Below are 21379 nucleotides of genomic sequence, written 5' to 3' on the forward strand. Positions count from 1 at the left end.
GCGGATCAGCTGTGGCCGAGCTCCTCGGCCGGGTCGTCGGCGCCGACCGAACCGCCGTGCGGGTCGGGGTGCAGCGGGAAGCTCTCCACGCTGAACTCGTCCAGAACAGGCGGCGGAGGCTGCGGCGGGGCCGGCATCACCGCGGCCTCGGAGTGGCCCCCGCAGCCGAAGTCCAGCGCCACCACATGGCCGTCGGCCGGACCGAACTCGTTGGCGCAGATGCCGAAGGTCTGGCTGAGCGTCCCGGCGACCGGGATCAGGAAGCCGCAGGAGTTGCAGTTGGCCGGGGCGGCCTGGGCCATCGGTGTGTGCGCGCCGAACTGCTTCTCCCAGCGGTCCGCGGCCAGGTGCAGACCCAGCCGGGACAGCACCCGGGCCCGGCCCAGGCCCAGCTCCAGCGCGACCGAGGCGATGGAGCCGCGCTCGGTCGGGGTGGCCAGCTCCATGTCCGCGGCGACGGCCGCCTCCGCGGCGGCCGCGTCGGCCAGGGCGGAGTTGGGCGCCGGCTCGTCCTCGCCGGACCAGCCGGGCTCCAGCCGCAGGTCGTCCTCGTCGGTCGGCAGCAGGTCGCCCGGGCCCATGTCGCCCGGGCGCAGCCGCTCGCTCCAGGGCACCCACTGCGGCGCGATCAGCGCGTCGGCACCCGGCAGCAGCACCGTTTCGTCAAGGGTGACCTGCTTGCTGCGGGAGGCGCGGGTGACCGTGACGGCCCAGCGCCAGCCCCGGTAGGCCCACTCGTTGGTCGCGAAGTAGTGCGTAACGACGCGCTCGCCGTCGACCTCCACGCCCAGGTGCTCGCCGACGGCGGCCTCGCCGGCCGCCTCCACGGCGGCAGCCCGGGCGAAGTCCACAGCTTCCGCACAGAGCCGGTCAGGGGTACGGCTTCGCGTCGTCGCAGCACTCATCACAGGATCGATTCTCTCCCAAAGACTGTCTCCGGTACGCCACCGTCTCCGGCGGCATGGCGTGGTACGCCTGCCGCGGGCGTCGACAGACGTCCCCATTTCTGCGTTGCTGCGCGACTCCGCGGGCCGGTCCCGCTGCGCCGAGGGCGGCGCGGCCGGACCGCCGCAGGACGGTCACGCGGTACTGCTGGGCGGTGCGAAAAGGTATTGGCGCGGCGTCCCCGCCGGAAACGGCGGAATGCCACTGGGTGCACGGTACCGGTCGCGCGGCCGGAGGGGACAGTCCCTTACCACTTGTGACCACTCGGGTCCGCGCCACACTGATCGGCTCATAGCAGAAAGCCAGCATGACAGCCGATCGGTCGGGCAGGATGGCGACGTGGCCGACGACGCGCCCGTGGGGTCCTCCGCCCCCCGAGGCACCGACAGCCCCTCCCCGTCCGGGCCGAGCGAACGGCAGACGACGGCGACGGGGTCGCACCCGGCTGATCACCCCGGTCACCCCGGCCGCGCCCGCCGCACCGCCGCCGCCCTGCACCGCGGGGCCTCCGCCACCGCCCGCGGCCTCGGCCACGCCCTGCACGGAACGGGCCGGCGGATCCGCCGGGCCACCTCGGCCGAGGGCGCGGGCGAGTCCGGGCTGGCCAAGCTGATCGAGCTGCACGCGGTCAACTCGGCCGGCGACATGATGATCACCGTCGCGCTGGCCTCCACCATCTTCTTCTCGGTGCCCACCGGCGAGGCCCGCGGCCGGGTCGCCCTCTACCTGCTGATCACCATGGCGCCGTTCGTGCTGCTGGCCCCGGTGATCGGTCCGCTGCTGGACCGGCTGCCCAGCGGTCGGCGCTCCGCGATGGCGCTGTCGATGCTGGTCAGGGCCGCCATCGCGTGGATGATGACCAGCTCCATCGCGGGCGGCGGCCTCACCGTCTACCCGGAGGCGCTGGGCGTGCTGGTGGCGTCCAAGGCCTACGGGGTGGTCCGCAGCGTGGTGGTGCCCCGGCTGGTGCCGGAGCGGGTGACGCTGGTGAAGGCCAACTCGCGGGTGACCCTCGCCGGGCTGCTGGCCACCGGTGTGGCCGGTGCGATCGGCGGCGGGCTGCACCTGATCGGCCCCACCTGGCCGCTGCGCGGGGCCTTCCTGGTGTACCTGGGCGGGGCCTTCCTGGCCTTCTCGCTGCCGCACCAGGTGGACCTGGCCAAGGGCGAGGCGCGGGCGCTGCTGCACGGCCCCGCGGCTGCCGGAACGGCCGGGCCGGAACCCGTGTCGCTGGACAAGGAGTCGCTGCACAGGGACCGGTCCGCCGCCGAGCCCGAGGAGCCACCGCCGGGGGTCACCACCGCACCGGCCGCCAAGGTCGGGCTGCGCACCGTCGGCCCCGCCGTGGTCCTGGCCCTGTCCGCCGAGGGCACCCTGCGCGGCCTCTCCGGCTTCCTGACCTTCTTCCTGGCCTTCCTGCTCCGCGAGCACCCGCTGGCCGGCCTGCACCCCACCGAGGCCCTGGGCATCGCCGCCGGGGCACTGGGCATCGGCAACGCGCTGGGGACGGCGCTCGGCTCCTGGCTGCGCTCCCGCGCCCCTGAGATCCTCGTCACGTTGATGCTCACCTTCGCCGCCGCCGCGGCGCTGGCGGCCACCCTCGCCTACGGCATGCTGACGGTGACCCTGCTGGCCGGCACCGCCGGGATCACCCAGTCGCTGGGCAAGGTCGCTCTGGACGCACTGATCCAGCGGGACGTCCCGGAACAGGTCAGGACCTCCGCCTTCGCCCGCTCCGAGACCCTGATGCAGCTCACCTGGGTGGTCGGCGGCGGCCTGGGGATCGTGCTGCCGCTGGTCGGCCAGGTCGGCATGGGCACCGCCGCGGGCCTGCTGCTGCTGTCCCTGGCCTTCGCCCTGCGCGGCCTGGTCCGCCTCCCCACCCGGGTGGGCCGTCCCCACCTGGCGTAGCGGCCCCTGGCGATTGCAACTGAGCCAGTTGCAGCCCCTCAGGGGCGCGGGGAACTGCGCGACGAACCAGGCAGGAGCCGCAGGCGGGGACCCGCCTTGGCCGCCCCCAACGCACCGGGCGAGCGGACGGACGGTAGCCTCATGCACCATGAGCATCAACCGCGCCGTCCTCGCCCTCGGAGCCGTCGCCGTCGTGGGCGTCGGCACGCTCGGCTTCGCCATCCCGTACGCCCACAGCCAGGGCAAGCCCGTGCCCAGCATCCAGGTGGTGTCCGGCTCGACCTGGAAGCAGATCGCCCCCGCGGCCGACTCCTGCTACAACGGCGGCAAGGCGCTGACCAAGGCGCAGCAGACCGCCTGTGGCGCCGTCATCACGGCCCAGCTGACCAAGGGCAACATCCCCACCCTGAACGTCAGCCCCAACGGCACCTACGCGATCGACGTCGGCAAGGACGTCAAGGACAAGGGCTGGTTCGCCCGCAGCACCAGCATCGCCCCGGTCTCGCCGACCAAGAAGCAGTACCAGGGCCCGCTGTCGGTGTCCGCGCTGATGGTCACCGACACGACCACCGGCTCCACCCCCACCAGCGCCCCGGTGCTCGTCGTCGAGGGCGACGGCACCAGCACCGTGTACGGGGAGTGGCTGTTCCAGGTCGCCGTCAAGAGCTGACCCGACCCACCCGGTGAGCGCCCCCCTCCCCCGCCTGCTCGTCGTCACCGCCGTCGCCCCCGAGGCGGCGGCGGTGCTGCGCGGCGTGCAGACCGCGATCCCGCACAGCGGTCCTGTACCCCACGAGCTGCCCGGCGGCTACGCCCTGGAGCGCTGCGGCCCGGTGGACGTCCTGGCCGCCGGGGTCGGCCCCGCGGCCGCCGCTGCCGGAACGGCCACCGCACTCACCCTGGCCGACTACGACCTGGTCGTCTCGGCCGGCATCGCCGGGGGCTTCGCCCCGCTCGCGCCGCTGGGCTGCGCCGTGGTCGCCGAGCTGATCGTCGCCGCCGACCTGGGCGCGGAGACCCCCGAGGGCTTCGCCACCGTCACCGAGCTGGGCTTCGGCCGGGTGCGGCACCGGACCGCGCACTCCGCGCCGGTGGCCGCCGCGCTGCGGGCCGCCGGGCTGCCGACCGCCGTCGGTCCGGTGCTGACCGTCTCCACCGTCACCGGCAGCGCCGCCCGCGCCGCCGAGCTGACGGACCGCCACCCCGGCGCCGTGGCCGAGGCCATGGAGGGCTTCGGCGTGGCCGAGGCCGCCGCCGCGCACGGCGTCCCGGTGCTGGAACTGCGCACCGTCTCCAATGCCGTCGGCCCGCGCGACCGCGCCGCCTGGCGCATCGGCGAGGCCTTCGCCGCCCTGGAACGGGCCTTCGCGCTGCTGCCCTACGACCGGCTTCACCACCGCGCACAGCACGAGGGTTAAGGTCGAAGGCATGACCGCCGCGACTCTCTCCACCGCGTACTCGCCCTGCCCCAACGACACCTTCGTCTTCCACGCCCTGGCCCACGGCCTGGTCCCGGCGCCGTTCGCGCCCGAGGTGACCTTCGCCGACATCGACATCACCAACGGCCTGGCGGAGCGCGGCGAGCTGGACCTGCTGAAGATCTCCTTCGCCGCGCTGCCCTGGGTGCTGGACGAGTACGCCCTGCTGCCCTGCGGCGGCGCGCTGGGCCGCGGCTGCGGCCCGCTCGTCCTCACCGGCCCCGACGCCTCGGCCGACCCGGCGGACCTCGCCGGCAGGACCGTCGCCGTCCCCAGCGAGCGCTCCACCGCGTACCTGCTGTTCCGGCTGTGGGCGGCCGAGGCGGTCCCCGGCGGTCTCGGCGAGATCGTGGTGCTGCCGTTCCACGAGATCATGCCCGCGGTGCGGGACGGCAAGGTGGACGCCGGCCTGGTGATCCACGAGGCCCGGTTCACCTACCAGCAGTACGGGCTGCGCTCCCTGGCCGACATGGGCGAGGCGTGGGAGGCCGCGACCGGTCTGCCGATCCCGCTGGGCGCGATCATCGCCCGCCGCTCGCTCGGCGCCGAGAAGCTGGCCGAGCTCGCCGCGGCGATCCGGGCCAGCGTGGAGTACGCCTGGGCCAGCCCCGATGCCAGCCGGGAGTATGTGCTGGCGCACTCCCAGGAGATGGACCCGGCCGTGGCCGACCAGCACATCGCGCTCTACGTCAACGAGTTCACCGCCGACCTCGGCGAGGCCGGCTACGCCGCCGTGCACGGCCTGCTGGACCGGGCCGCCGCGGCCGGCCTGGTCCCGGCGGTCGCGCCGGAGGCCCTGGCCTTCCCCGGCGCGACTCGCCTTCGCTGACGACCGCTCAGACGTCCAGCTGGTCGGCGACCGCCCGCAGCAGGGTCGCCACCTGGTGTCCGGCCTGCTTCTCCGGGTACCGCCCGCGCTGCAGGCCGGGCAGGATGCGTTCGAGCAGGGTGGTGAGGTCCTGCACGATGGGCGCGAGGTCGTCCGGCTTGCGCCGGTTGGCGGCCGCGAGGGAGGGCAGGTCGTCCAGCACGGTCACCTTCTGGGCCTGATCACCGCGGTGTCCCGCGATGATCTCGAACTCGACCCGCTGTCCCGGCTTCAGCGCCTCGACCCCGCTGGGAAGCGCCTTGGAGTGCACAAAGACGTCGCCGCCGTCGTCGCTGGAGAGAAAGCCGAAGCCTTTCTCGGTGTTGAACCACTTGACCTTGCCCGTGGGCATCGGAGACCTCGTCGCTGGTGAGAGATGGGTTGAGGGAGAGAACAGGCAGAAGCTGGGAGCAGGACGGTGCCTGCGGCGGAGACGGTGTGGCGGGGGTGGTGCCGACGCTGCGTCAAGCAGCCCCGTCGACACTTGGGCTGTTCACATCAGTGCCGGGCCATTGTTCCAGGTCGGCCGTGTGCAGATCGAGTCCATTCCCCGGATGCGGCTGACGGCCTGCCGGGATCCGAGGTCCGGCGGCGCGATCTCGCCGGCTGTTTCTCCCACGGTTTCGCCGCTGCCATGACACACCCCCGATCCCTCGACGAGGCTGCTTCCGGACGGTCTCGGCGCAATCCCCGTGCGTGACGTGCATACCCTTGAGGGGTGACTACTGAAACTCAGCACCCCGGCGACGCCCTGGTCCGGGTCGGCGCGATCCTGTTCGTCATCGGCGCGGTGGCCACGGTCGTCACGGTGGCCCCGCTGTTCCTGGGCCTGACGCCGCTGCCCTCGGCCGCGTACTTCGTGAGCATGGTGATGCCGGTCGGCTTCGCCGTCGCGCTGGTGGGGCTGCTACGTGCGGCCCGCGCCCAGCGGCGCAGCGCCGCCTGACACGGCGCTAAGCGCGACAGTAGGAATCCAGCCAGGCCGGGAAGCCGGTCAGGTCGGCCAGCACGATGTCGGCGCCGGCCTCCGCGAGTTCCCGCTCGCCGTAGGGGCCGGTGGCGACGGCGACCGCCACGGCGTCGGCGGCTCGCGCCCCGACCACGTCGGCCAGGTGGTCGCCGACGTAGACCGAGGCGCCCTCCTCGCGCAGCACCGTGCCCTTCTCCGCCCCGAAGACCGAGCCGTACAGCCCGTCCACCACCAGGCCGAGCGCGTCCAGGTTGAGCTTGGCGTTGGGCGTGTGCTTGCCGGTGACCACCAGCGAGCGTCCGCCGTGGGCGCGCACCGCCGCGAGCGCCTCGTACGCGCCTGGCAGGGCCAGGCAGTCCTGGACCCCGTGCTCGGCGTAGAGCGCCCGGTACCGGTCAGCGGCGGCCTGGACGGCCTCGGCCGGGAACCAGTTGACCAGCTCCTGCTCGACCGGCGGCCCGAGCCGGCTGACCACGAGATCGCTGTCGATGTCGGTGCCGGTCTCGGCGGCGAGCAGGTCGTAGACCGCCTTGATCCCGGGACGGGAGTCGATCAGGGTCATGTCGAGGTCGAAGCCGACGGTGGGAGCGCTACGTCCAGTCATGTCGATCACCCTACGGGGCGCGGCATGGGGACATACTTCCCAAAGGTGACAAAAGCCATCACCGGAGGAAGTCATGCCCCGTCAGATTCCGCGCCGCAGCCTGCTCGCCGGAATGGGCCTGGTGGGTGCGGGCGCCCTGACCGGCTGCAGCAGCGGCGGCAGCGGTTCCGGCGGCGCTTCGGGGAGCGCCTCGGGGAGCGCGTCGGGCACCGCCCCCGGCAGTGCCTCGGCCACCCCGACCCGCTCGGTGCAGACCGCCACCGGGACCGTCGAGGTCCCCTCCGCCCCTCGGCGCGTGGTCGTCCTGGACACCGCCGAGCTGGACTCGGTGCTGACCCTGGGCTTCACACCGGTCGGCGCCTCCCGGGCCGCCGCGGACGCCTCGCTGCCCGACTACTGGGGCAGCGCCAGGCTCGCCGGCATCACCTCGACCGGCGTCATCGGCGACCCCGACCTGGAGGCCATCTCCAGGCTCGACCCCGACCTGATCCTCTCCAACCGGACCAGGGACGGCTCCCGCTACGAGAGCCTGTCCGCGATCGCACCGACGGTGCTCACCGAGACCACCGGCTACCCCTGGAAGCAGAACTTCCGCACCCACGCCGACGCGCTCAACCAGCAGGCCTCGGTCGCCCCGGTCACCACCGGCTACGCCCAGCACGTCTCGCAGGTGATCCAGTCCCTGGGCGGCACCGACGCCGCGAAGAAGCAGCAGATCAGCCTGGTGCGCTTCGTCCAGGGCGAGGACCCCCGGCTCTACGCGACCCGGAACTTCCTCGGCGTGGTCCTCGCCGACCTCGACCTGGGGCGGCCCGCCGCGCAGTCCGGCGCGGTCTTCGACACCGCCCTCACCGACCCCGCCCAGCTCGGCGCCCTCGACGGCACCGCGATCTTCCACGCCACCTACGGGGACGCCGCGAAGGCCGGCACCGCCAAGGTGGTGGGAAGCAGTGCCTGGCAGGCCCTGGGAGCCGTCAAGGCGCACCGGGCCTTCGCCGTCGACGACGAACTGTGGTTCCAGGGCAGCGGCTACACCGGCGCCAACCTGGTGCTCTCGCAACTCCAACGGTTCCTCAGGAGCTGATTGCGTTACGCCTCTTGTGACCCACGTCACCCCGTTCCACCATGGCAGGATGCCGACGACAGCAGAGCAGGCCAAGCAGTCAGCAAAGCGCAAGGCAGCCATCGCCCATGGATTCGACCTGGTCGCCGAGGTGTACGGGACCCCGGACTCGGGCGGATCCGTACACCGGCTGGGGGCGGAACTGGTCCGCCGCGCCCGGCTGCGCCCCGGGGACCGGGTGCTCGACCTCGGCTGCGGCCGGGGCGCGGTGCTGTTCGCCGCGGCCGAGGCGGTCGGACCCGACGGCTACGCGGTCGGGATCGACCTCTCCCCGGCCATGGTGCAGGCCACCGCCGCCGAGATCGCCGCCCGGCGCTGGCGGAACCTGGTGGTCAGGGTCGACGACGCCGAGGACCCCGGCTTCCCGACCGGCTCCTTCGAGGCGGTGCTGGCCGGCCTGATGCTGTTCATCACCCCGGACCCGGCCGCCGTCCTGTCCTCCGTGCACCGGCTGCTGGCACCGGGCGGCCGGTTCGCGATGAGCAGCTTCGGCCCCGCCGACCCGGCCTGGGACGGGCCGGTGCGCGCCGCCCTGGCCTTCGCCGAACCGCAGCAGTCGGTCCGCGAGTGGACCACCAACAAGGGCGGCAACGGCCTGCTGGACACCCCCGAGCAGATCGCCGCCCTGCTGGAGCAGGCCGGCTTCGGCGGCGTCGAGATCGCGGACGAGGAGGACACCGCCCGCTACCGGGACCCGGAGCAGTGGTGGACCGCGATCTGGAACAGCGGACGCCGGGCCGCCCTGCTGGAGCTGATCCCGCCCGAGCGGCGCGAGGACGCCAGGAAGGCGGCCTTCGCCGAGCTGGAGTCCCTCTCCGGCGACGGCGGCCTGACCCGCCGTTCGACGATCCGCTACACCACCGCGACCAGGATCTGAGCGGGCCGGATCCGAGCGCCCGGATGAGGGCCGGGCTCAGCGCCGCCGCCACACCGCGATCCGCCAGGCCAGGAACAGCGCCGAGCAGGCCGCGGCCGCGCGCAGCCACACCGCGATGGTGGACCTGAGCACGGCCTTGAACTGAGCGTCCGTCAACTGCTGTCCCGGCGGCCTGCCGTGGGTGTGCCCGTAGAACCAGAACCCGCAGACCGCGGCGACCAGCACCGGCACCCACAGCCCGGCGAACCGGGCGGCGCCGCGCCCCAGCCGACGCGCCGAGTAGGCCAGGAACCAGCCGAGCACGGCCACGTACCAGAGCGCCAGTACCGCGCCGCTCGCCAGCACCAGCACCGCCAGCGACTCCACCAGCGGCAGCGGCCCTAGTGGGGCCGCCGCCACCGGTTCGACCGGCTCGGGGGCCGGCCGGGCCGGGGCCGGACGGGCGAACGCCCGGCGCAGCAGGCCGGGACGCGGCGGGGGCGCGGGCGGCTCCGGCTCGGGCTCGGCCTGCTCCGGCCGGCGCTGCTCCGGCACCTTCACGGTCCGGGGGTCGACGTAGTCGGGGTCCAGGAAGTCCGGCTCGTAGCTGGCCCGCCAGCCCGGCAGCTCGCCCTGGTCCCCGTACTCCGACCCGGGCAGCGCCGCGCCACCGAAGCCCGCCCCGCCGCCCAGGCCCTCGAAGCCGTCGTCGTAGCGGTCGCGGTCCGCGTAGACGCTCTCGCCCCGGCCGCCTCCTCCCGCTGCGCCCCTGCCGCCCCGGTCGGCGCTGCCGCGTCCGAAGCGCCACCAGTCGCTCTCGGCGGCCGGGGGTCCGCCCTGCACCGGCACGGACGGCGCCGGGGGCGCGGCCGGGCCGGCTTCCGCCCCGGTACGCCTCCGCGCGCCTCCCTGCGTCTCACGCGCCTCCGGCACTCCGGCGTGCACAGCCCTGCGCACCACCTCGTCCGGACGGCCGATCCCGTCGAGCACCTTCTTCATCGCCGCGGCCTCGCGGCTGCCGGTCCGGGTGGCCGCCGTACCGCTGCCCGGCCGCCTGCTGTCGATGGTCTCGCGCAGCCCGGAGACCAGCCGGGCCCGCTCAGCGGCGGTGAGCGCGGTCGCCTGGGCCAGGTCGCCGACCCGGCTGAGGTAGTCGTAGACGAGCTGCTCGCTCTCGATGCCCATACCTGCGGTCGCCCTCCCCGGTCGAACACCCACTGCGCGCGCTTCAGAGCTTAGGGGTGGCCAGATACTTGCCACTCCCGTACCCGGAGAACCACCCCGGCACGCCCACCCGGGCCGGGCCCGCCGGAGCCGGCGGATCCACCTCCCGGCCGCCGGACAGTGCCCGCCGTCGCCGGGACCGACTAGCCTGGGTCGGATGAGCAGTCGAAGGAACGGCGGGGCCAGAGCAACCGCACCGGTGCCGCGCACCCTGGCCGAGGAGCTGCGGGCCCGGCCCGACGAGGGCTTGGCCGAGCTGCTGCGGGCCCGGCCCGATCTGCTGCACCCGGTCCCCAGCGACCTCACCCAGCTGTCGACCCGGCTGTCCACCCGCGCCTCGGTGGTACGGGCGCTGGAGCGGCTGGACCAGTTCACCCTGCAGACCGCCGAGGCCCTGGCGGTCGCCCCCGACGCCTGCTCCTACGCCACCCTGCTGGACCTGCTCACCGGCACCGTCCCGAACCACGACACCCCGGCCGGGGACACCGCCGACCAGGACACCCCGGTGCAGGCCGTCACCGCGGCCCTGCCCGGCGCGCTGGCCGCGCTGCGCGCCCAGGCGCTGGTCTGGGGCGGCGCCGACCAGCTGCGGCTGGTGCGCACCGCCCGCGACGTGCTCGCGCCGACCAACGGGGCGCCAGGACCGACCGGCCTCGGCCCGACCTACGCCGAGGCCACCTCCGCCTCCTCGGGCGGCGGCGCCCCGCTCTCGCCCGGACGGCTCCAGGAGATCCTCGCCGACGCCGGACTGCCGGCCACCCACGACCCGGTCAGCGCCGTCGCGGCGCTCGCCGCGCTGTTCCAGGACCGCCCCCGGGCCACCGCACTGCTGGCCGGGGCCCCGCCCGGGGTCAAGGACGTGCTGCGCCGACTCATGTGGGGCCCGCCCTACGGTGCGTCACCGCCGCGCCCGGTCCGGGCCGCCGACGCCCGCACCCCGGTGGAGTGGCTGCAGGCGCGCGGCATCCTGCTCCCCGCCAGCCGCGAGAACGTGGTGCTGCCGCGCGAGGTGGCGCTCCACCTGCGCGGCGGGCGCGCGCACCGCGCCGTCGAGCCGCTGCCGCCCGCGGTCACCGCCGCCACGGTCCACGACCCCGGGCAGACCGACCGCACCGCCGCGGCCCAGGCCTTCACCGCGGTCCGCACCGTCGAGGAGGTCCTCGACCTGTGGAGCACCGAGGCCCCGGGCGTGCTGCGCACCGGCGGCCTGGGCGTGCGCGAGCTGCGCCGCACCGCGGTCGCGCTGGAGCGCACCGAGCAGGAGGCCGCCTTCTGGCTGGAACTCGCCTACGGCGCGGGGCTGCTCGCCGCCGACGGCGAAACCGCTGAGCGCTGGGCCCCCACCCCGCTCTTCGACGAGTGGCTGCGGCAGCCCGTCCCCGAGCGCTGGCTGCTGCTGGTCCGCTCCTGGCTGGCGTCCACCCGGGTCTCCGCCCTGGTCGGCAGCCGCGACGCCAAGGACAAGGTGCTGGCCGCCCTCGGCAACGACCTGGACCGCCCGGTCGCCCCCGAGCTGCGCCAGGCCGTCCTGGAGCTGCTGGCCGGGCTCCCGGCCGGGTCCGCGGCCGACCCCGCCGCGCTGCGCGAGCACCTGCGCTGGCGCTCCCCGCTGCGCGGGGCCTCGCTGCGGGACCGGCTGGTCGACTGGACCCTGCCCGAGGCCGAGCAGCTCGGCCTCACCGGCCGCGGCGCGCTGGCCGGCCACGCCCGCCGGCTGCTGGACGGCGGCGACCCGCTGCCGGAGCTGGCGCCGCTGCTGCCGGAGCCGCTGGACCACGTCATCCTGCAGCCCGACCTCACCGCCATCGCCCCCGGCCCGCTGCACACCGCGCTGGCGCAGACCCTCGCCGTCGCCGCCGACATCGAGTCCAAGGGCGGCGCGACCGTCTACCGCTTCACCCCGGCCTCGGTGCGCCGCGCCCTGGACGCCGGCCGCAGCGCCGACGAGCTGCACGCCTTCCTGGCCCGGCACTCCCGCACCCCGGTCCCGCAGCCGCTGAGCTACCTGGTCGACGACGTGGCCCGGCGGCACGGCGTGCTCCGGGTCGGCGCCGCCTCGTCCTACCTGCGCTGCGACGACGACTCGCTGCTGAACGAGCTGCTGGCCGACCGCAGGGCGGTCCAGCTGCGGCTGCGCCGGCTCGCCCCGACCGTGCTGGCGGCGCAGGTCGACCCCGGCACGCTGCTCACCCAGCTGCGGGCGATGGGCTTCGCGCCCGCGGCCGAGTCCGCCGAGGGCGATGTGCTGATCGCCCGCACCGACGCGCTGCGGACACCCCCGCGCAGCGCCCCGGTCCCGGTGACCGACGGGCCGCCGGCGGTGCCGGAGGGGCTGCTGGCGGCGGCGGTGAAGGCGGTCAGGGCCGGCGACCGGGCGGCCACGGCGGTGCAGCCGGCCTCCGCACCGACCGATGCCCCGCCCGCGCCAGCCGCACTCCCGCGCACCACCGCCGCCGAGACCCTGGCCGCGCTCCAGGCGGCCACCCTGATCGGCGACCGGGTCTGGATCGGCTACGTCAACGCGGACGGCGCCGCCAGCCAGCGCGTGGTGGAGCCCAAGCAGGTGGGCGGCGGCTTCGTCACCGCCTACGACCACCTGCGCGAGGAGGTGCGGACGTTCAGCCTGCACCGGATCACCGGTGTGGCGGAGCTCACCCGGGACGCCGCAGCGGGCTCCTAGCCGGGACCTGATCGGACCACGGCCGTCACCCCTGCAACCTTTTCACGGTTTTCTCATGTCATCAGGGGTGCGAGGCGACGGACTCGCGCCCCCCTGACGCCGGAGAAGCCCCGCCATGCGCCCACGCACCACCCGCCGCCTGCTCACCCTCACCGCTCTGGCAGCGGCCGCGCTCACGGCGCTCACCGGCTGCGGTGCCTCCGCGCACCACGACGCCTCCCGCTCGCAGGACGCCGGCACCGGCTCAGCGACCGCCACCGCTCCCGCGTCCACACCGCCGAGCCCGGCCCCCAGCCCCAGCAGCACGGTCGTCTCGCTGCCGACCGGGCCGCGGACCGAGCTGACGGTCTCCCAGCAGACCTCGGTCGGCCCGATCTACGTCACCACCCTCAAGGGCGCGAAGTCCGGCGTGAGCGGCAAGGTCTGGGTGTGGCTGCCGCCGCAGTACAACGACCCGAAGTACAAGGACTACGGCTTCCCGGTGATCACCCTCTACTCGGGCGGCTCCAGCGCCGGCTACAACACCTACACCGACCAGCGGCAGCTGGGCGTCCAGGCGATGGACGTGGCACTGGCGAAGCAGGGCAAGGCCAGCCCCTTCATCATGATCATGCCGATCCAGAACTTCCACGACAGCGACTGGTACCTCCAGGACTGCAGCGACATCCCCGGCCAGCCCAAGATGGGGACCTGGATGGGCGTGGACATCCCGGCCTTCGTCCGGGCCAACTTCCGCACCCTGCGCAGCCGCGACGGCTGGGGCGTCACCGGCGCCTCCACCGGCGGCTTCTGCAGCGCCAAGCTGGCCCTGCAGTTCCCGCAGACCTTCCGGGCCGCGGTCCCGGTCGACGGCTACTTCATCCCCGACTCGTACTACTGGCGCGGCCACAGCAAGGAGCAGCAGGCCAACGACCCCCAGCTGATGGTGGCCAGGAACACCGCCGACATCGACATGCTGGTGACCATCGGCAGCAAGGAGGCCTACGGCAAGCAGGTCGTGGCCGCCTTCATGGACGTCGCCAGGAAGAACAAGCCGCTGCACCTCAGCTACTACGAGCTCCCGCACGGCGACCACCTCACCTCCGACTTCAAGAAGGTGATCCCGATGACCCTGGAGTTCTTCACCCAGCACCTGCTGCCGCCCACCGCGGGCTGACCCGCCCGGGCGACCGCACGGGCCTGGCACACTGGAGGGTCTGCCCTTCTTCCCGGTACTCCGGAGGCCCACCCGTGTCCGATGGCCCGCTCATCGTCCAGTCCGACAAGACCCTGCTGCTGGAGACCGCCCACCCGCTGGCCGACGAGTGCCGCCGGGTGATCGCGCCCTTCGCCGAGCTGGAGCGGGCGCCCGAGCACGTCCACACCTACCGGGTCACCCCGCTGGGGCTGTGGAACGCCCGGGCCGCCGGGCACGACGCCGAGCAGGTCGTGGACGCGCTGGTGACCTACTCGCGCTACCCGGTGCCGCACGCGCTGCTGGTGGACGTGGCCGACACCATGGCCCGCTACGGACGGCTCACGCTGTCCAAGCACCCGGTCCACGGACTGGTGCTGACCAGCACCGACCGTCCGGTGCTGGAGGAGGTGCTGCGCTCCAAGAAGATCGTCCCGCTGGTCGGCGCGCGGCTGGACCCGGACACCGTCGCGGTGCACCCCTCCGAGCGCGGGCAGATCAAGCAGGTGCTGCTGAAGCTCGGCTGGCCGGCCGAGGACCTGGCCGGCTACGTGGACGGCGAGGCGCACCCGATCGAGCTGGACCAGAGCGGCTGGTCGCTGCGCCCCTACCAGCAGCAGGCGGTCGAGGGCTTCTGGCACGGCGGCTCCGGCGTGGTGGTGCTCCCCTGCGGGGCCGGCAAGACCCTGGTCGGCGCGGCGGCGATGGCCACCGCCAAGGCGACCACGCTGATCCTGGTCACCAACACCGTCTCGGCCCGCCAGTGGAAGCACGAGCTGGTCAAGCGCACCTCGCTGACCGAGGACGAGATCGGCGAGTACAGCGGGACCAGGAAGGAGATCCGCCCGGTCACCATCGCCACCTACCAGGTGATGACGACCAAGCGGAAAGGCGTCTACTCGCACCTGGAGGTCTTCGACTCCCGCGACTGGGGCCTGATCGTCTACGACGAGGTGCACCTGCTGCCGGCGCCGGTCTTCAAGTTCACCGCCGACCTCCAGGCCCGCCGCCGCCTCGGCCTGACCGCCACCCTGGTCCGCGAGGACGGCCGCGAGGGCGACGTGTTCTCACTGATCGGCCCCAAGCGCTTCGACGCCCCCTGGAAGGAGATCGAGGCCCAGGGCTACATCGCCCCGGCCGACTGCGTCGAGGTCAGGGTCACCCTGACCGACAGCGAGCGGCTCGCCTACGCCACCGCCGAGCCCGAGGAGCGCTACCGCTTCTGCGCCACCACCGCGTCCAAGCGCAGGGTCACCCAGGCCCTGGTGGAGAAGCACCGCGGCATCCCCACCCTGGTCATCGGGCAGTACATCGACCAGCTGGACGAGCTGGGCGAGGCCCTGGACGCCCCGGTGATCAAGGGCGAGACCAGCAACCCGCAGCGGGAGAAGCTCTTCGACGCCTTCCGCAACGGCGAGATCACCGTGCTGGTGGTCTCCAAGGTCGCCAACTTCTCCATCGACCTGCCCGAGGCCACCATCGCCATCCAGGTCTCCGGGACCTTCGGCTCCCGCCAGGAGGAGGCCCAGCGGCTGGGCCGGGTGCTCCGCCCCAAGGCGGACGGGCACACCGCGCACTTCTACTCGGTGGTCGCCCGCGACACCATCGACCAGGACTTCGCGGCGCACCGCCAGCGCTTCCTGGCCGAGCAGGGCTACGCCTACCGGATCGTCGACGCGGACGACGTGCTGGCGGGGGACGACGTCTGACCCCCGACCAGCTGACCGTCCGTCAGCTGCCGTTGCCGGCCACGACCGGGCCGACGTAGCTGCCGGGGTGGGTGGCGCCGCTCTGGTCCATCACATCGGCGAAGTCCCACTTCAGCGTGGCGGAGTGGGTCTCACCGGGCGGGGTGACCAGCAGGCTCGCGGCGTTGAACGCCACCGAGCCGCCGGAGTTGGCGGAGTCGAACGGCAGGTAGGTGATCTCGAAGGAGGCGGTGGCGCCCGGCTTCAGCGTCACCGTGCCGACGCTCTTGGACTGCCGGGCCAGCGACCAGTGCGTGCCGCTCTTGCTGACGATGTCGACCCCCGGGAAACCGTGCAGGGTGCAGCTGCTGCCGCCCCGGTTGGTGAGCACCACGCCGATCCCGCCCTGGCTGCCCACCGACTGCGCGCCGCTGTCGGGGCCGAAGGAGAAGCCCAGGTCGGAGGTCTTGCAGCTGGTGCTGGTCACCGAGGTGGTCGTGGTGCCGCCGGAACCGCTGCCGCCCGAACCACCGCTGGTCGGCACCGCCGACGGAGCGGAGGTGCCGCCCCCGGTGGAGCTGCCACTGGAGCCGCTGCCCCCGGTGGAACCGCCGCCCGCGCTCGCCACCGCCGAGGCCGACGCCCCGCCGCTCCCGGCGGCGCCCCCGGCCGTCACACTGCCGGTCGCGCTCCCCTGGCAGGCAGTCAGTGCCACCCCCGCCGCCAGCGCCATGCCGACCGTCGCAGCAACCCGCCGAGTACGCAGCTGAACCTTCATCAGAACCCCCACCAGCAGGCCGGATGCGGAACTTTCCCCGCTGTGGTCCCGGCCTCACGTGATCTTTATACGCAGTCCGGGAGGCCCCTGGTTGCTCCGGTGACACGGCTGTGACAGCGGTGACCGAACGGTCACAAACCCTCGCGGCCGAGCAGCACCACCCGCCAGGCGGTGTCGAGGAAGATCCCGGTGCCGCGCAGAGCGCTGCGCAGCGGCCGGTGCCGGCGGTCGCGGTGCTGGTCGGAGGTGATCGGGGTACTGCCGTGGCGGGCGCTCGGGCCGGCCACGGCCTTCGGGGAGATCTGTGCGGTAGCCATGCTTCAACCGTAGGTTTCCCGCTCCGCCCGGTCGTCGGACCGCAGGGCGATCCCCGGGGGCGGGGCATGTCCTCCGAACGGGGTACCCGGCCTCCCCCTGGAGTCAGGGTTCTCCCTGAGCCGCCTCATTAATTCGTTGGCGTTCGACCCGGCCGTGGGTCTAGCATGTCCGCTCTGCCGCCTCCCCCTCCGACCCCGGAGTGCCCAGGGAGTGCGCCGCCCGGCCGGTACCGGGCGGCTTCCGAACTCAATATCACCGACCCTTGAGACCGCTGCGCGCCGGGCACCCCCCGGTGTCCCGCAGCCGGGAAGGCTTCACCGTGCCCTCGCTCCACAGCGATCACACCCCCGTTCCGTCATCCGACCCCCTGCAGCGCGAACGCGACCACCTCGCCGGCTCCCGCGCAGCGCTGCGCGCCATGCGTGCCGACGTGGAGTCGCTGGACCTCGCCGACGTCACCGGGAACTGGGTGAACGCGGCGATCCTCCAGCGCGAGATGTCCGACCGGATCAAGGCCCTCGCCGACCTCGCCCACACCCCGCTGTTCTTCGGCCGCCTGGACTACCTGCACGCGCCGGGGATGGACCAGGCCGAGGGCGCCGAGGGGGAGCAGTTCTACATCGGGCGCCGCCACGTGCACGACGCCGACGGCGACCCCATGGTCATCGACTGGCGCGCCCCGGTCTCCCAGCCCTTCTACCGGGCCAGCCGCAAGGACCCGATGGACGTGGGGCTGCGCCGCCGCTTCGGCTACACCGGCGGCGACCTCACCGCATACGAGGACGAGCACCTCACCGACGCCGACGAGGTGGAGCAGGCCAGCGCGCTGCTCACGGCCGAGATCGAACGTCCCCGTGTCGGCCCGATGCGCGACATCGTCGCCACCATCCAGCCCGAGCAGGACGAGATCGTCCGTGCCGACGTCCACGGCACCGTCTGCGTCCAGGGGGCGCCCGGTACCGGCAAGACCGCCGTCGGCCTGCACCGCGTCGCCTACCTGCTCTACGCGCACCGGGAGCGGCTGGCCCGTACCGGCACCCTGGTGATCGGCCCCAACCGCTCCTTCCTGCACTACATCGAGCAGGTGCTGCCCGCCCTGGGCGAGCTGGACGTGGCCCAGGCCACCGTGGAGGAGCTGGTCTCCCAGGTCGCGGTAACCGGCACCGACCCGGCCGACGCCGCCATCGTCAAGGGCGACGCCCGGATGGCGCGGGTGCTCCAGCGCGCGGTCCGCTCCGGCGTCCGGATGCCCACCGAGCCCTGCGTGGTGGTCCGCGGCTCCCGCCGCTGGCGCATCCCGGCCTACGAGCTGGAGGAGCTGGTACAGGAGTTGATGGACCGTGACATCCGCTACGGCGCGGCGCTGGCCGCGCTGCCGCAGCGGATCGCGCACGCCGTCCTGGTGAAGATGGAGAACGGCGGTGAGGCGCCCGACGACCGGGTCCAGGACGCGGTGGCCCGCAACCCCGCGGTGAAGGCCGCGGTCAAGGCCGTCTGGCCGGTCGTCGACCCGGCCAAGCTGGTCTTCCGGCTGCTCTCCGACGCCGACTTCCTGGCCGAGTGCGCCGACGGCGTCCTCTCCCCCGAGGAGCAGCGGACCGTGCTCTGGGCCAAGCCCCCGCGCAGTGTGAAGTCCGCGCCCTGGTCGCTCGCCGACGCGGTCCTGGTCGACGAGGCCCGCGACCTGGTCGAGCGCACCCACTCGCTCGGCCACGTGGTGCTGGACGAGGCCCAGGACCTCTCCCCGATGCAGTACCGCGCCGTCGGCCGCCGCTGCACCACCGGGTCGGCGACCGTCCTCGGCGACATCGCCCAGGGCACCACCCCGTGGGCCACCGGGACCTGGGCCGAGGCGCTGGAGCACCTGGGCAAGCCGGGCTCCAGGATCGAGGCGCTGACCAAGACCTTCCGCGTCCCCAGCGAGGTGATCCGCTACGCCTCCCGGCTGCTGCCCGGCATCGCCCCCGACCTGGAGCCGGCCGACTCGGTCCGCGAGTCGCACGGCGCGCTGACGGTCCGCCACATCCCGGCGCCCGCTGCGGCAATGGACGACGCCGCAGCCCTGGACGCCACCGTCTCCTCCACCCCGGCCGCCCTCACCGACGCCGTGGTCGCCGCCTGCCGCGAGACGCTCCGCCAGGAGGGCTCGATCGGCCTGATCGCCGCGGACCACCGCATCCCGCTGCTGGCCGCAGCGCTGGACGCCGCCGGGATGCCCTACCTGGACCCCGGCACCGAGACCTCCGCCGACTCCCGGCTCACCCTGGTCCCGGCCTCCCTGGCCAAGGGCCTGGAGTACGACTACGTCGTCCTGGACGAGCCGGCCGCCATCGTCGACGCCGAGCCCGACCCCCGCACCGGCCTCCGCCGCCTCTACGTCTGCCTCACCCGCCCGGTCTCAGGCCTGACCGTCCTCCACACCCGCCCACTCCCGGCCGCACTCATCAGCTGACGGGCAGCCACGACAGGGGCGCGGGGAACTGCGCGACAAACCATGCACTCAGGTGCACGCCGAACCGCGCGGTTCCCCCACCCCCGGTGGTCCCCGTCAGGCCGCCGCGTGCGCCTCGGAGTCCACCAACCGCCGCCACTCCTGCACCAACCCGGTGTCCACCGGCGTGTCCCACCCCCCGCTACGGACCATCCCACCCACGTGGAACCCGTCGATCCCCTGCGCCAGCAGCCCCGGCACATGCTCGGCCTTGAGCCCCCCGCCCACCAGGATCCGCGGCCGGTACCCCGGCTCCCCGGCCCTGGCGACCTCCGCCGCCAGCACCCCGAGCCCGTTGGCGACCCCGGTCGCCGCCCCTGCGGTCAGCACCGTGTCCAGCCCCGGCAGCCCGTCGATCGCGGCCCGGACCGCCTCCCGGTCCGCCGCGTTGTCCAGGGCCCGGTGGAACGTCCAGCTGCAGCCGGGGATCGCTTCGAGGACCGTCCGCACGGCGTCCAGGTCGACCGTCCCCTCGGGGGTCAGGAAGCCCAGCACGAACTCCTCCGCGCCCTCGGCGCGCAGCGCCTCGGCCTTGCGCGTGAGGGCGTCCAGATCGCGCGGCAGGAAGCCGTCCCCGTCGCGCAGCATCACCCTCAGCGGGATGTGCACAGCGGCACGAATCCGGGCGAACTCCTCGACGGAAGGGGTCAGTCCGTCGGCCGCCATGTCACCGGCCAACTCCAGGCGGTCGGCACCACCGGCAGCCGCTGCCACCGCATCCTGCGCGGACGTGGCGATAACCTCGAAGATTGGTCTAGACATATTGCTAAGCCTGCCATATCCGGCCGCCGCACGGCGAGTCCTGATCGTCCCTTGATCGCATGAACTCCACGACCACTCTGGTCAACAATGGCCTCATGCCGACGCCCCCGCACCCCGACACCGCGCTAGCCGCGGCACTGCTGGACCGCTGGACCGCCCTGCTCGGACGGGTCGCCGCCCCCGGGTCGGCGGCCTCCGCACCCTTCGGCGACGAACTCCTCCGCCGCTGGTCCGAGCCCCAGCGGAAGTACCACACGCTGCGCCATCTGGCCGCCGTCCTGGACGTCGCCGACGAGCTCGCGGACGAGGCGGAGGACCCCGACGCGGTCCGTCTCGCCGCCTGGTTCCACGACGCCGTCTACGCGCCGGAGCGGTCCGAGAACGAGGAGCGCAGCGCGAGGCTCGCCGAACGGGTGCTGACGGAGGCAGGGGTTCCGGCTACGGTCACCGCGGAGACGGCCCGACTGGTCCGGTTGACCGCCACCCACGAGGCGGCCGCGGGCGACCGTAACGGCGCCGTCCTCTGCGATGCGGACCTGGCGGTTCTGGGCGGCACACCCGCGGCCTACGCCGCGTACGCGGCGGCCGTCCGCGAGGAGTACGCCTTCGTCCCCGACGACGCCTTCCGCGAAGGTCGCGCGGCGGTCCTGGAGCAACTCCTCGCTCTCCCTCGCCTCTACCGCACCCCTGCTGCGCAGTCCGTATACGCCGTCGCGGCCAGGAGCAACCTCCTGTGGGAGCTGAGCGCTCTACGTCCGTAGCTGGCTTGTCGCGCAGTTCCCCGCGCCCCCAGGGGCCTGCAACTGGCTCAGTTGCACATGCCCATAGGGGCGCGGGGAACTGCGCGAACAGCAACCACCCCGAACGCTCACCGCGCCCGCTTACGCCGCCGCAGTCCCGCCTCCGTCAACCTCCGGACCAGCTCACGACTGCTCACAGCCTCCGCCCCTGCCGCCACCGCCGCCGCGTACAACCGCTCGGGCACGTCGTAGTGATCCCGCTCGAACCCCCGCTCCGGCACCCCCAGCGCCCGCGCGAACTCATGCAGCTCCTCCAGCGAGCTGTCACTGACCAGGTGCGACCACATGCGCCCGTGCCCCGGCACCGCCGGCGGATCGATCAGGATCATGCCGGACCCAGGCTCCCGACAGGGGCGACCACGATGCCCTCCTTCTCGCAGACCCAGTGCGGGTCAGGACCGAGCTCCGGCTCCACACTGAGCGCCTGGAGCTCGCCCTCCACCGCGCAGGACCCGCACAGCGGCCAACGCCCGTAGGAGTCCAGCAGGGCGTCCTGGATGTCCTGGGCGACCAGCCCCAGCAGGAACTCCGCGCCGTCCGGCCACTGCTCCACCCACCAGCGCCGCTGCGCCACCGCGTCCTCCAGCAGCGAGACCACCCCGGCATCGGCGATGTCGCGGGTGGTCAGGTCGCGCAGCACCCCGGCCCGGGCGCTGTGCAGTGCGGTCTCGACGGTCTCGGCATCCATACCCCCATGATGCCGCGAGGC

At 73.7% G+C, this 21379-nt stretch carries 22 protein-coding genes; 13 read left to right on the plus strand and 9 right to left on the minus strand.

What is annotated here, in order from left to right:
* Positions 1-5: 5 nt before the first annotated feature.
* Entirely contained in the window at positions 6-905 is a 900-nt protein-coding gene (locus ABUW04_RS26720) for a DUF3027 domain-containing protein (protein ID WP_030255514.1), read from the minus strand.
* Positions 906-1437: 532 nt separating this feature from the next.
* Here ABUW04_RS26720 and ABUW04_RS26725 point away from each other — a divergent pair.
* From ABUW04_RS26725 to ABUW04_RS26740, 4 genes are all read left to right on the plus strand, one after another.
* Positions 1438-2856, plus strand: coding sequence for an MFS transporter (locus tag ABUW04_RS26725; protein ID WP_030255516.1), 1419 nt, complete (start codon positions 1438-1440; stop codon positions 2854-2856).
* Between the two features lie 148 nt (positions 2857-3004).
* Positions 3005-3526 carry a hypothetical protein gene (locus ABUW04_RS26730; RefSeq protein ID WP_030255519.1) on the plus strand — a complete coding sequence of 174 codons (522 nt, stop codon included), beginning with the start codon at positions 3005-3007 and terminating at the stop codon, positions 3524-3526.
* A 13-nt stretch (positions 3527-3539) separates the two neighbouring features.
* Positions 3540-4274 carry a futalosine hydrolase gene (locus ABUW04_RS26735; protein ID WP_380566868.1) on the plus strand — a complete coding sequence of 245 codons (735 nt, stop codon included), beginning with the start codon at positions 3540-3542 and terminating at the stop codon, positions 4272-4274.
* Between the two features lie 10 nt (positions 4275-4284).
* Positions 4285-5163, plus strand: coding sequence for a 1,4-dihydroxy-6-naphthoate synthase (locus ABUW04_RS26740; protein WP_380566869.1), 879 nt, complete (start codon positions 4285-4287; stop codon positions 5161-5163).
* 7 nt (positions 5164-5170) lie between these two features.
* Here ABUW04_RS26740 and ABUW04_RS26745 read toward each other — a convergent pair whose 3' ends face one another.
* Entirely contained in the window at positions 5171-5554 is a 384-nt protein-coding gene (locus ABUW04_RS26745; protein ID WP_030255525.1) for a cold-shock protein, read from the minus strand.
* 366 nt (positions 5555-5920) lie between these two features.
* On the opposite strand from ABUW04_RS26745, the gene ABUW04_RS26750 reads away from it, so the two are divergent.
* On the plus strand, positions 5921-6148 hold the full coding sequence (locus ABUW04_RS26750; protein ID WP_030255528.1) for a hypothetical protein: 228 nt from the start codon (positions 5921-5923) through the stop codon (positions 6146-6148).
* Between the two features lie 7 nt (positions 6149-6155).
* Here ABUW04_RS26750 and ABUW04_RS26755 read toward each other — a convergent pair whose 3' ends face one another.
* Positions 6156-6776 (minus strand): HAD family hydrolase, encoded by a 621-nt coding sequence (locus tag ABUW04_RS26755; RefSeq protein ID WP_030255531.1) that lies wholly within the window; start codon positions 6774-6776, stop codon positions 6156-6158.
* Positions 6777-6849: 73 nt separating this feature from the next.
* Here ABUW04_RS26755 and ABUW04_RS26760 point away from each other — a divergent pair, with 73 nt between their 5' ends.
* Both ABUW04_RS26760 and ABUW04_RS26765 read left to right on the plus strand, forming a co-directional pair.
* Positions 6850-7860 (plus strand): ABC transporter substrate-binding protein, encoded by a 1011-nt coding sequence (locus ABUW04_RS26760; protein ID WP_380566870.1) that lies wholly within the window; start codon positions 6850-6852, stop codon positions 7858-7860.
* A 49-nt stretch (positions 7861-7909) separates the two neighbouring features.
* A complete protein-coding gene (locus tag ABUW04_RS26765; protein WP_380566871.1) occupies positions 7910-8776 on the plus strand; it encodes a methyltransferase domain-containing protein in 867 nt (288 codons plus the stop codon).
* A 36-nt stretch (positions 8777-8812) separates the two neighbouring features.
* Here the strand turns inward: ABUW04_RS26765 and ABUW04_RS26770 are convergent, their stop codons facing one another.
* Positions 8813-9940 carry a hypothetical protein gene (locus ABUW04_RS26770; protein WP_380566872.1) on the minus strand — a complete coding sequence of 376 codons (1128 nt, stop codon included), beginning with the start codon at positions 9938-9940 and terminating at the stop codon, positions 8813-8815.
* 196 nt (positions 9941-10136) lie between these two features.
* Here ABUW04_RS26770 and ABUW04_RS26775 point away from each other — a divergent pair, with 196 nt between their 5' ends.
* From ABUW04_RS26775 to ABUW04_RS26785, 3 genes are all read left to right on the plus strand, one after another.
* The gene (locus ABUW04_RS26775; RefSeq protein ID WP_380566873.1) at positions 10137-12659 is read left to right on the plus strand and encodes a helicase-associated domain-containing protein; all 2523 of its coding nucleotides are present in this window, start codon (positions 10137-10139) and stop codon (positions 12657-12659) included.
* Positions 12660-12774: 115 nt separating this feature from the next.
* Positions 12775-13815, plus strand: coding sequence for an alpha/beta hydrolase (locus ABUW04_RS26780; protein WP_380566874.1), 1041 nt, complete (start codon positions 12775-12777; stop codon positions 13813-13815).
* A 74-nt stretch (positions 13816-13889) separates the two neighbouring features.
* On the plus strand, positions 13890-15542 hold the full coding sequence (locus ABUW04_RS26785) for a DNA repair helicase XPB (RefSeq protein WP_030255546.1): 1653 nt from the start codon (positions 13890-13892) through the stop codon (positions 15540-15542).
* 22 nt (positions 15543-15564) lie between these two features.
* Here ABUW04_RS26785 and ABUW04_RS26790 read toward each other — a convergent pair whose 3' ends face one another.
* A complete protein-coding gene (locus ABUW04_RS26790; RefSeq protein WP_380566875.1) occupies positions 15565-16008 on the minus strand; it encodes a DUF4232 domain-containing protein in 444 nt (147 codons plus the stop codon).
* Here ABUW04_RS26790 and ABUW04_RS26795 point away from each other — a divergent pair.
* Positions 15998-16291: a hypothetical protein gene (locus ABUW04_RS26795; RefSeq protein WP_380566876.1), complete on the plus strand. Its 294-nt coding sequence runs from the start codon at positions 15998-16000 to the stop codon at positions 16289-16291. The genes ABUW04_RS26790 and ABUW04_RS26795 overlap by 11 nt on opposite strands.
* Positions 16292-16430: 139 nt before the next feature.
* Here ABUW04_RS26795 and ABUW04_RS26800 read toward each other — a convergent pair whose 3' ends face one another.
* Positions 16431-16616: a hypothetical protein gene (locus ABUW04_RS26800; protein WP_380566877.1), complete on the minus strand. Its 186-nt coding sequence runs from the start codon at positions 16614-16616 to the stop codon at positions 16431-16433.
* 320 nt (positions 16617-16936) lie between these two features.
* Between ABUW04_RS26800 and ABUW04_RS26805 the strand changes: the two genes are divergently transcribed.
* The gene (locus ABUW04_RS26805; RefSeq protein ID WP_380566975.1) at positions 16937-19069 is read left to right on the plus strand and encodes a HelD family protein; all 2133 of its coding nucleotides are present in this window, start codon (positions 16937-16939) and stop codon (positions 19067-19069) included.
* Positions 19070-19165: 96 nt separating this feature from the next.
* Here ABUW04_RS26805 and ABUW04_RS26810 read toward each other — a convergent pair whose 3' ends face one another.
* Complete coding sequence (locus tag ABUW04_RS26810) at positions 19166-19870, minus strand: copper homeostasis protein CutC (RefSeq protein WP_030255553.1); 705 nt, start codon at positions 19868-19870, stop codon at positions 19166-19168.
* A gap of 95 nt (positions 19871-19965) precedes the next feature.
* On the opposite strand from ABUW04_RS26810, the gene ABUW04_RS26815 reads away from it, so the two are divergent.
* Positions 19966-20631 (plus strand): HD domain-containing protein, encoded by a 666-nt coding sequence (locus ABUW04_RS26815; protein WP_380566879.1) that lies wholly within the window; start codon positions 19966-19968, stop codon positions 20629-20631.
* Positions 20632-20738: 107 nt separating this feature from the next.
* Here the strand turns inward: ABUW04_RS26815 and ABUW04_RS26820 are convergent, their stop codons facing one another.
* A complete protein-coding gene (locus tag ABUW04_RS26820; RefSeq protein ID WP_380566880.1) occupies positions 20739-20999 on the minus strand; it encodes a DUF4031 domain-containing protein in 261 nt (86 codons plus the stop codon).
* The gene (locus ABUW04_RS26825) at positions 20996-21358 is read right to left on the minus strand and encodes a hypothetical protein (protein ID WP_380566881.1); all 363 of its coding nucleotides are present in this window, start codon (positions 21356-21358) and stop codon (positions 20996-20998) included. Before ABUW04_RS26825 ends, ABUW04_RS26820 begins: the two co-directional genes overlap by 4 nt.
* Between the last annotated feature and the right edge of the window lie 21 nt (positions 21359-21379).

Origin of the sequence: Streptacidiphilus jeojiensis (genome assembly GCF_042510965.1) — a bacterium.
Lineage (GTDB): Bacteria > Actinomycetota > Actinomycetes > Streptomycetales > Streptomycetaceae > Streptacidiphilus > Streptacidiphilus jeojiensis.

What these genes read in the sequence shown, in the direction of transcription:
- ABUW04_RS26770 (WP_380566872.1), bottom strand. Translation starts at nt 9,940, where the DNA reads ATGGGCATCGAGAGCGAGCAGCTCGTCTACGACTACCTCAGCCGGGTC.
- ABUW04_RS26815 (WP_380566879.1), top strand. Translation starts at nt 19,966, where the DNA reads ATGCCGACGCCCCCGCACCCCGACACCGCGCTAGCCGCGGCACTGCTG.
- ABUW04_RS26800 (WP_380566877.1), bottom strand. Translation starts at nt 16,616, where the DNA reads ATGGCTACCGCACAGATCTCCCCGAAGGCCGTGGCCGGCCCGAGCGCC.
- ABUW04_RS26755 (WP_030255531.1), bottom strand. Translation starts at nt 6,776, where the DNA reads ATGACTGGACGTAGCGCTCCCACCGTCGGCTTCGACCTCGACATGACC.
- ABUW04_RS26820 (WP_380566880.1), bottom strand. Translation starts at nt 20,999, where the DNA reads ATGATCCTGATCGATCCGCCGGCGGTGCCGGGGCACGGGCGCATGTGG.
- ABUW04_RS26825 (WP_380566881.1), bottom strand. Translation starts at nt 21,358, where the DNA reads ATGGATGCCGAGACCGTCGAGACCGCACTGCACAGCGCCCGGGCCGGG.
- ABUW04_RS26720 (WP_030255514.1), bottom strand. Translation starts at nt 905, where the DNA reads ATGAGTGCTGCGACGACGCGAAGCCGTACCCCTGACCGGCTCTGTGCG.
- ABUW04_RS26765 (WP_380566871.1), top strand. Translation starts at nt 7,910, where the DNA reads ATGCCGACGACAGCAGAGCAGGCCAAGCAGTCAGCAAAGCGCAAGGCA.
- ABUW04_RS26745 (WP_030255525.1), bottom strand. Translation starts at nt 5,554, where the DNA reads ATGCCCACGGGCAAGGTCAAGTGGTTCAACACCGAGAAAGGCTTCGGC.
- ABUW04_RS26730 (WP_030255519.1), top strand. Translation starts at nt 3,005, where the DNA reads ATGAGCATCAACCGCGCCGTCCTCGCCCTCGGAGCCGTCGCCGTCGTG.
- ABUW04_RS26775 (WP_380566873.1), top strand. Translation starts at nt 10,137, where the DNA reads ATGAGCAGTCGAAGGAACGGCGGGGCCAGAGCAACCGCACCGGTGCCG.
- ABUW04_RS26780 (WP_380566874.1), top strand. Translation starts at nt 12,775, where the DNA reads ATGCGCCCACGCACCACCCGCCGCCTGCTCACCCTCACCGCTCTGGCA.
- ABUW04_RS26740 (WP_380566869.1), top strand. Translation starts at nt 4,285, where the DNA reads ATGACCGCCGCGACTCTCTCCACCGCGTACTCGCCCTGCCCCAACGAC.
- ABUW04_RS26760 (WP_380566870.1), top strand. Translation starts at nt 6,850, where the DNA reads ATGCCCCGTCAGATTCCGCGCCGCAGCCTGCTCGCCGGAATGGGCCTG.
- ABUW04_RS26810 (WP_030255553.1), bottom strand. Translation starts at nt 19,870, where the DNA reads ATGTCTAGACCAATCTTCGAGGTTATCGCCACGTCCGCGCAGGATGCG.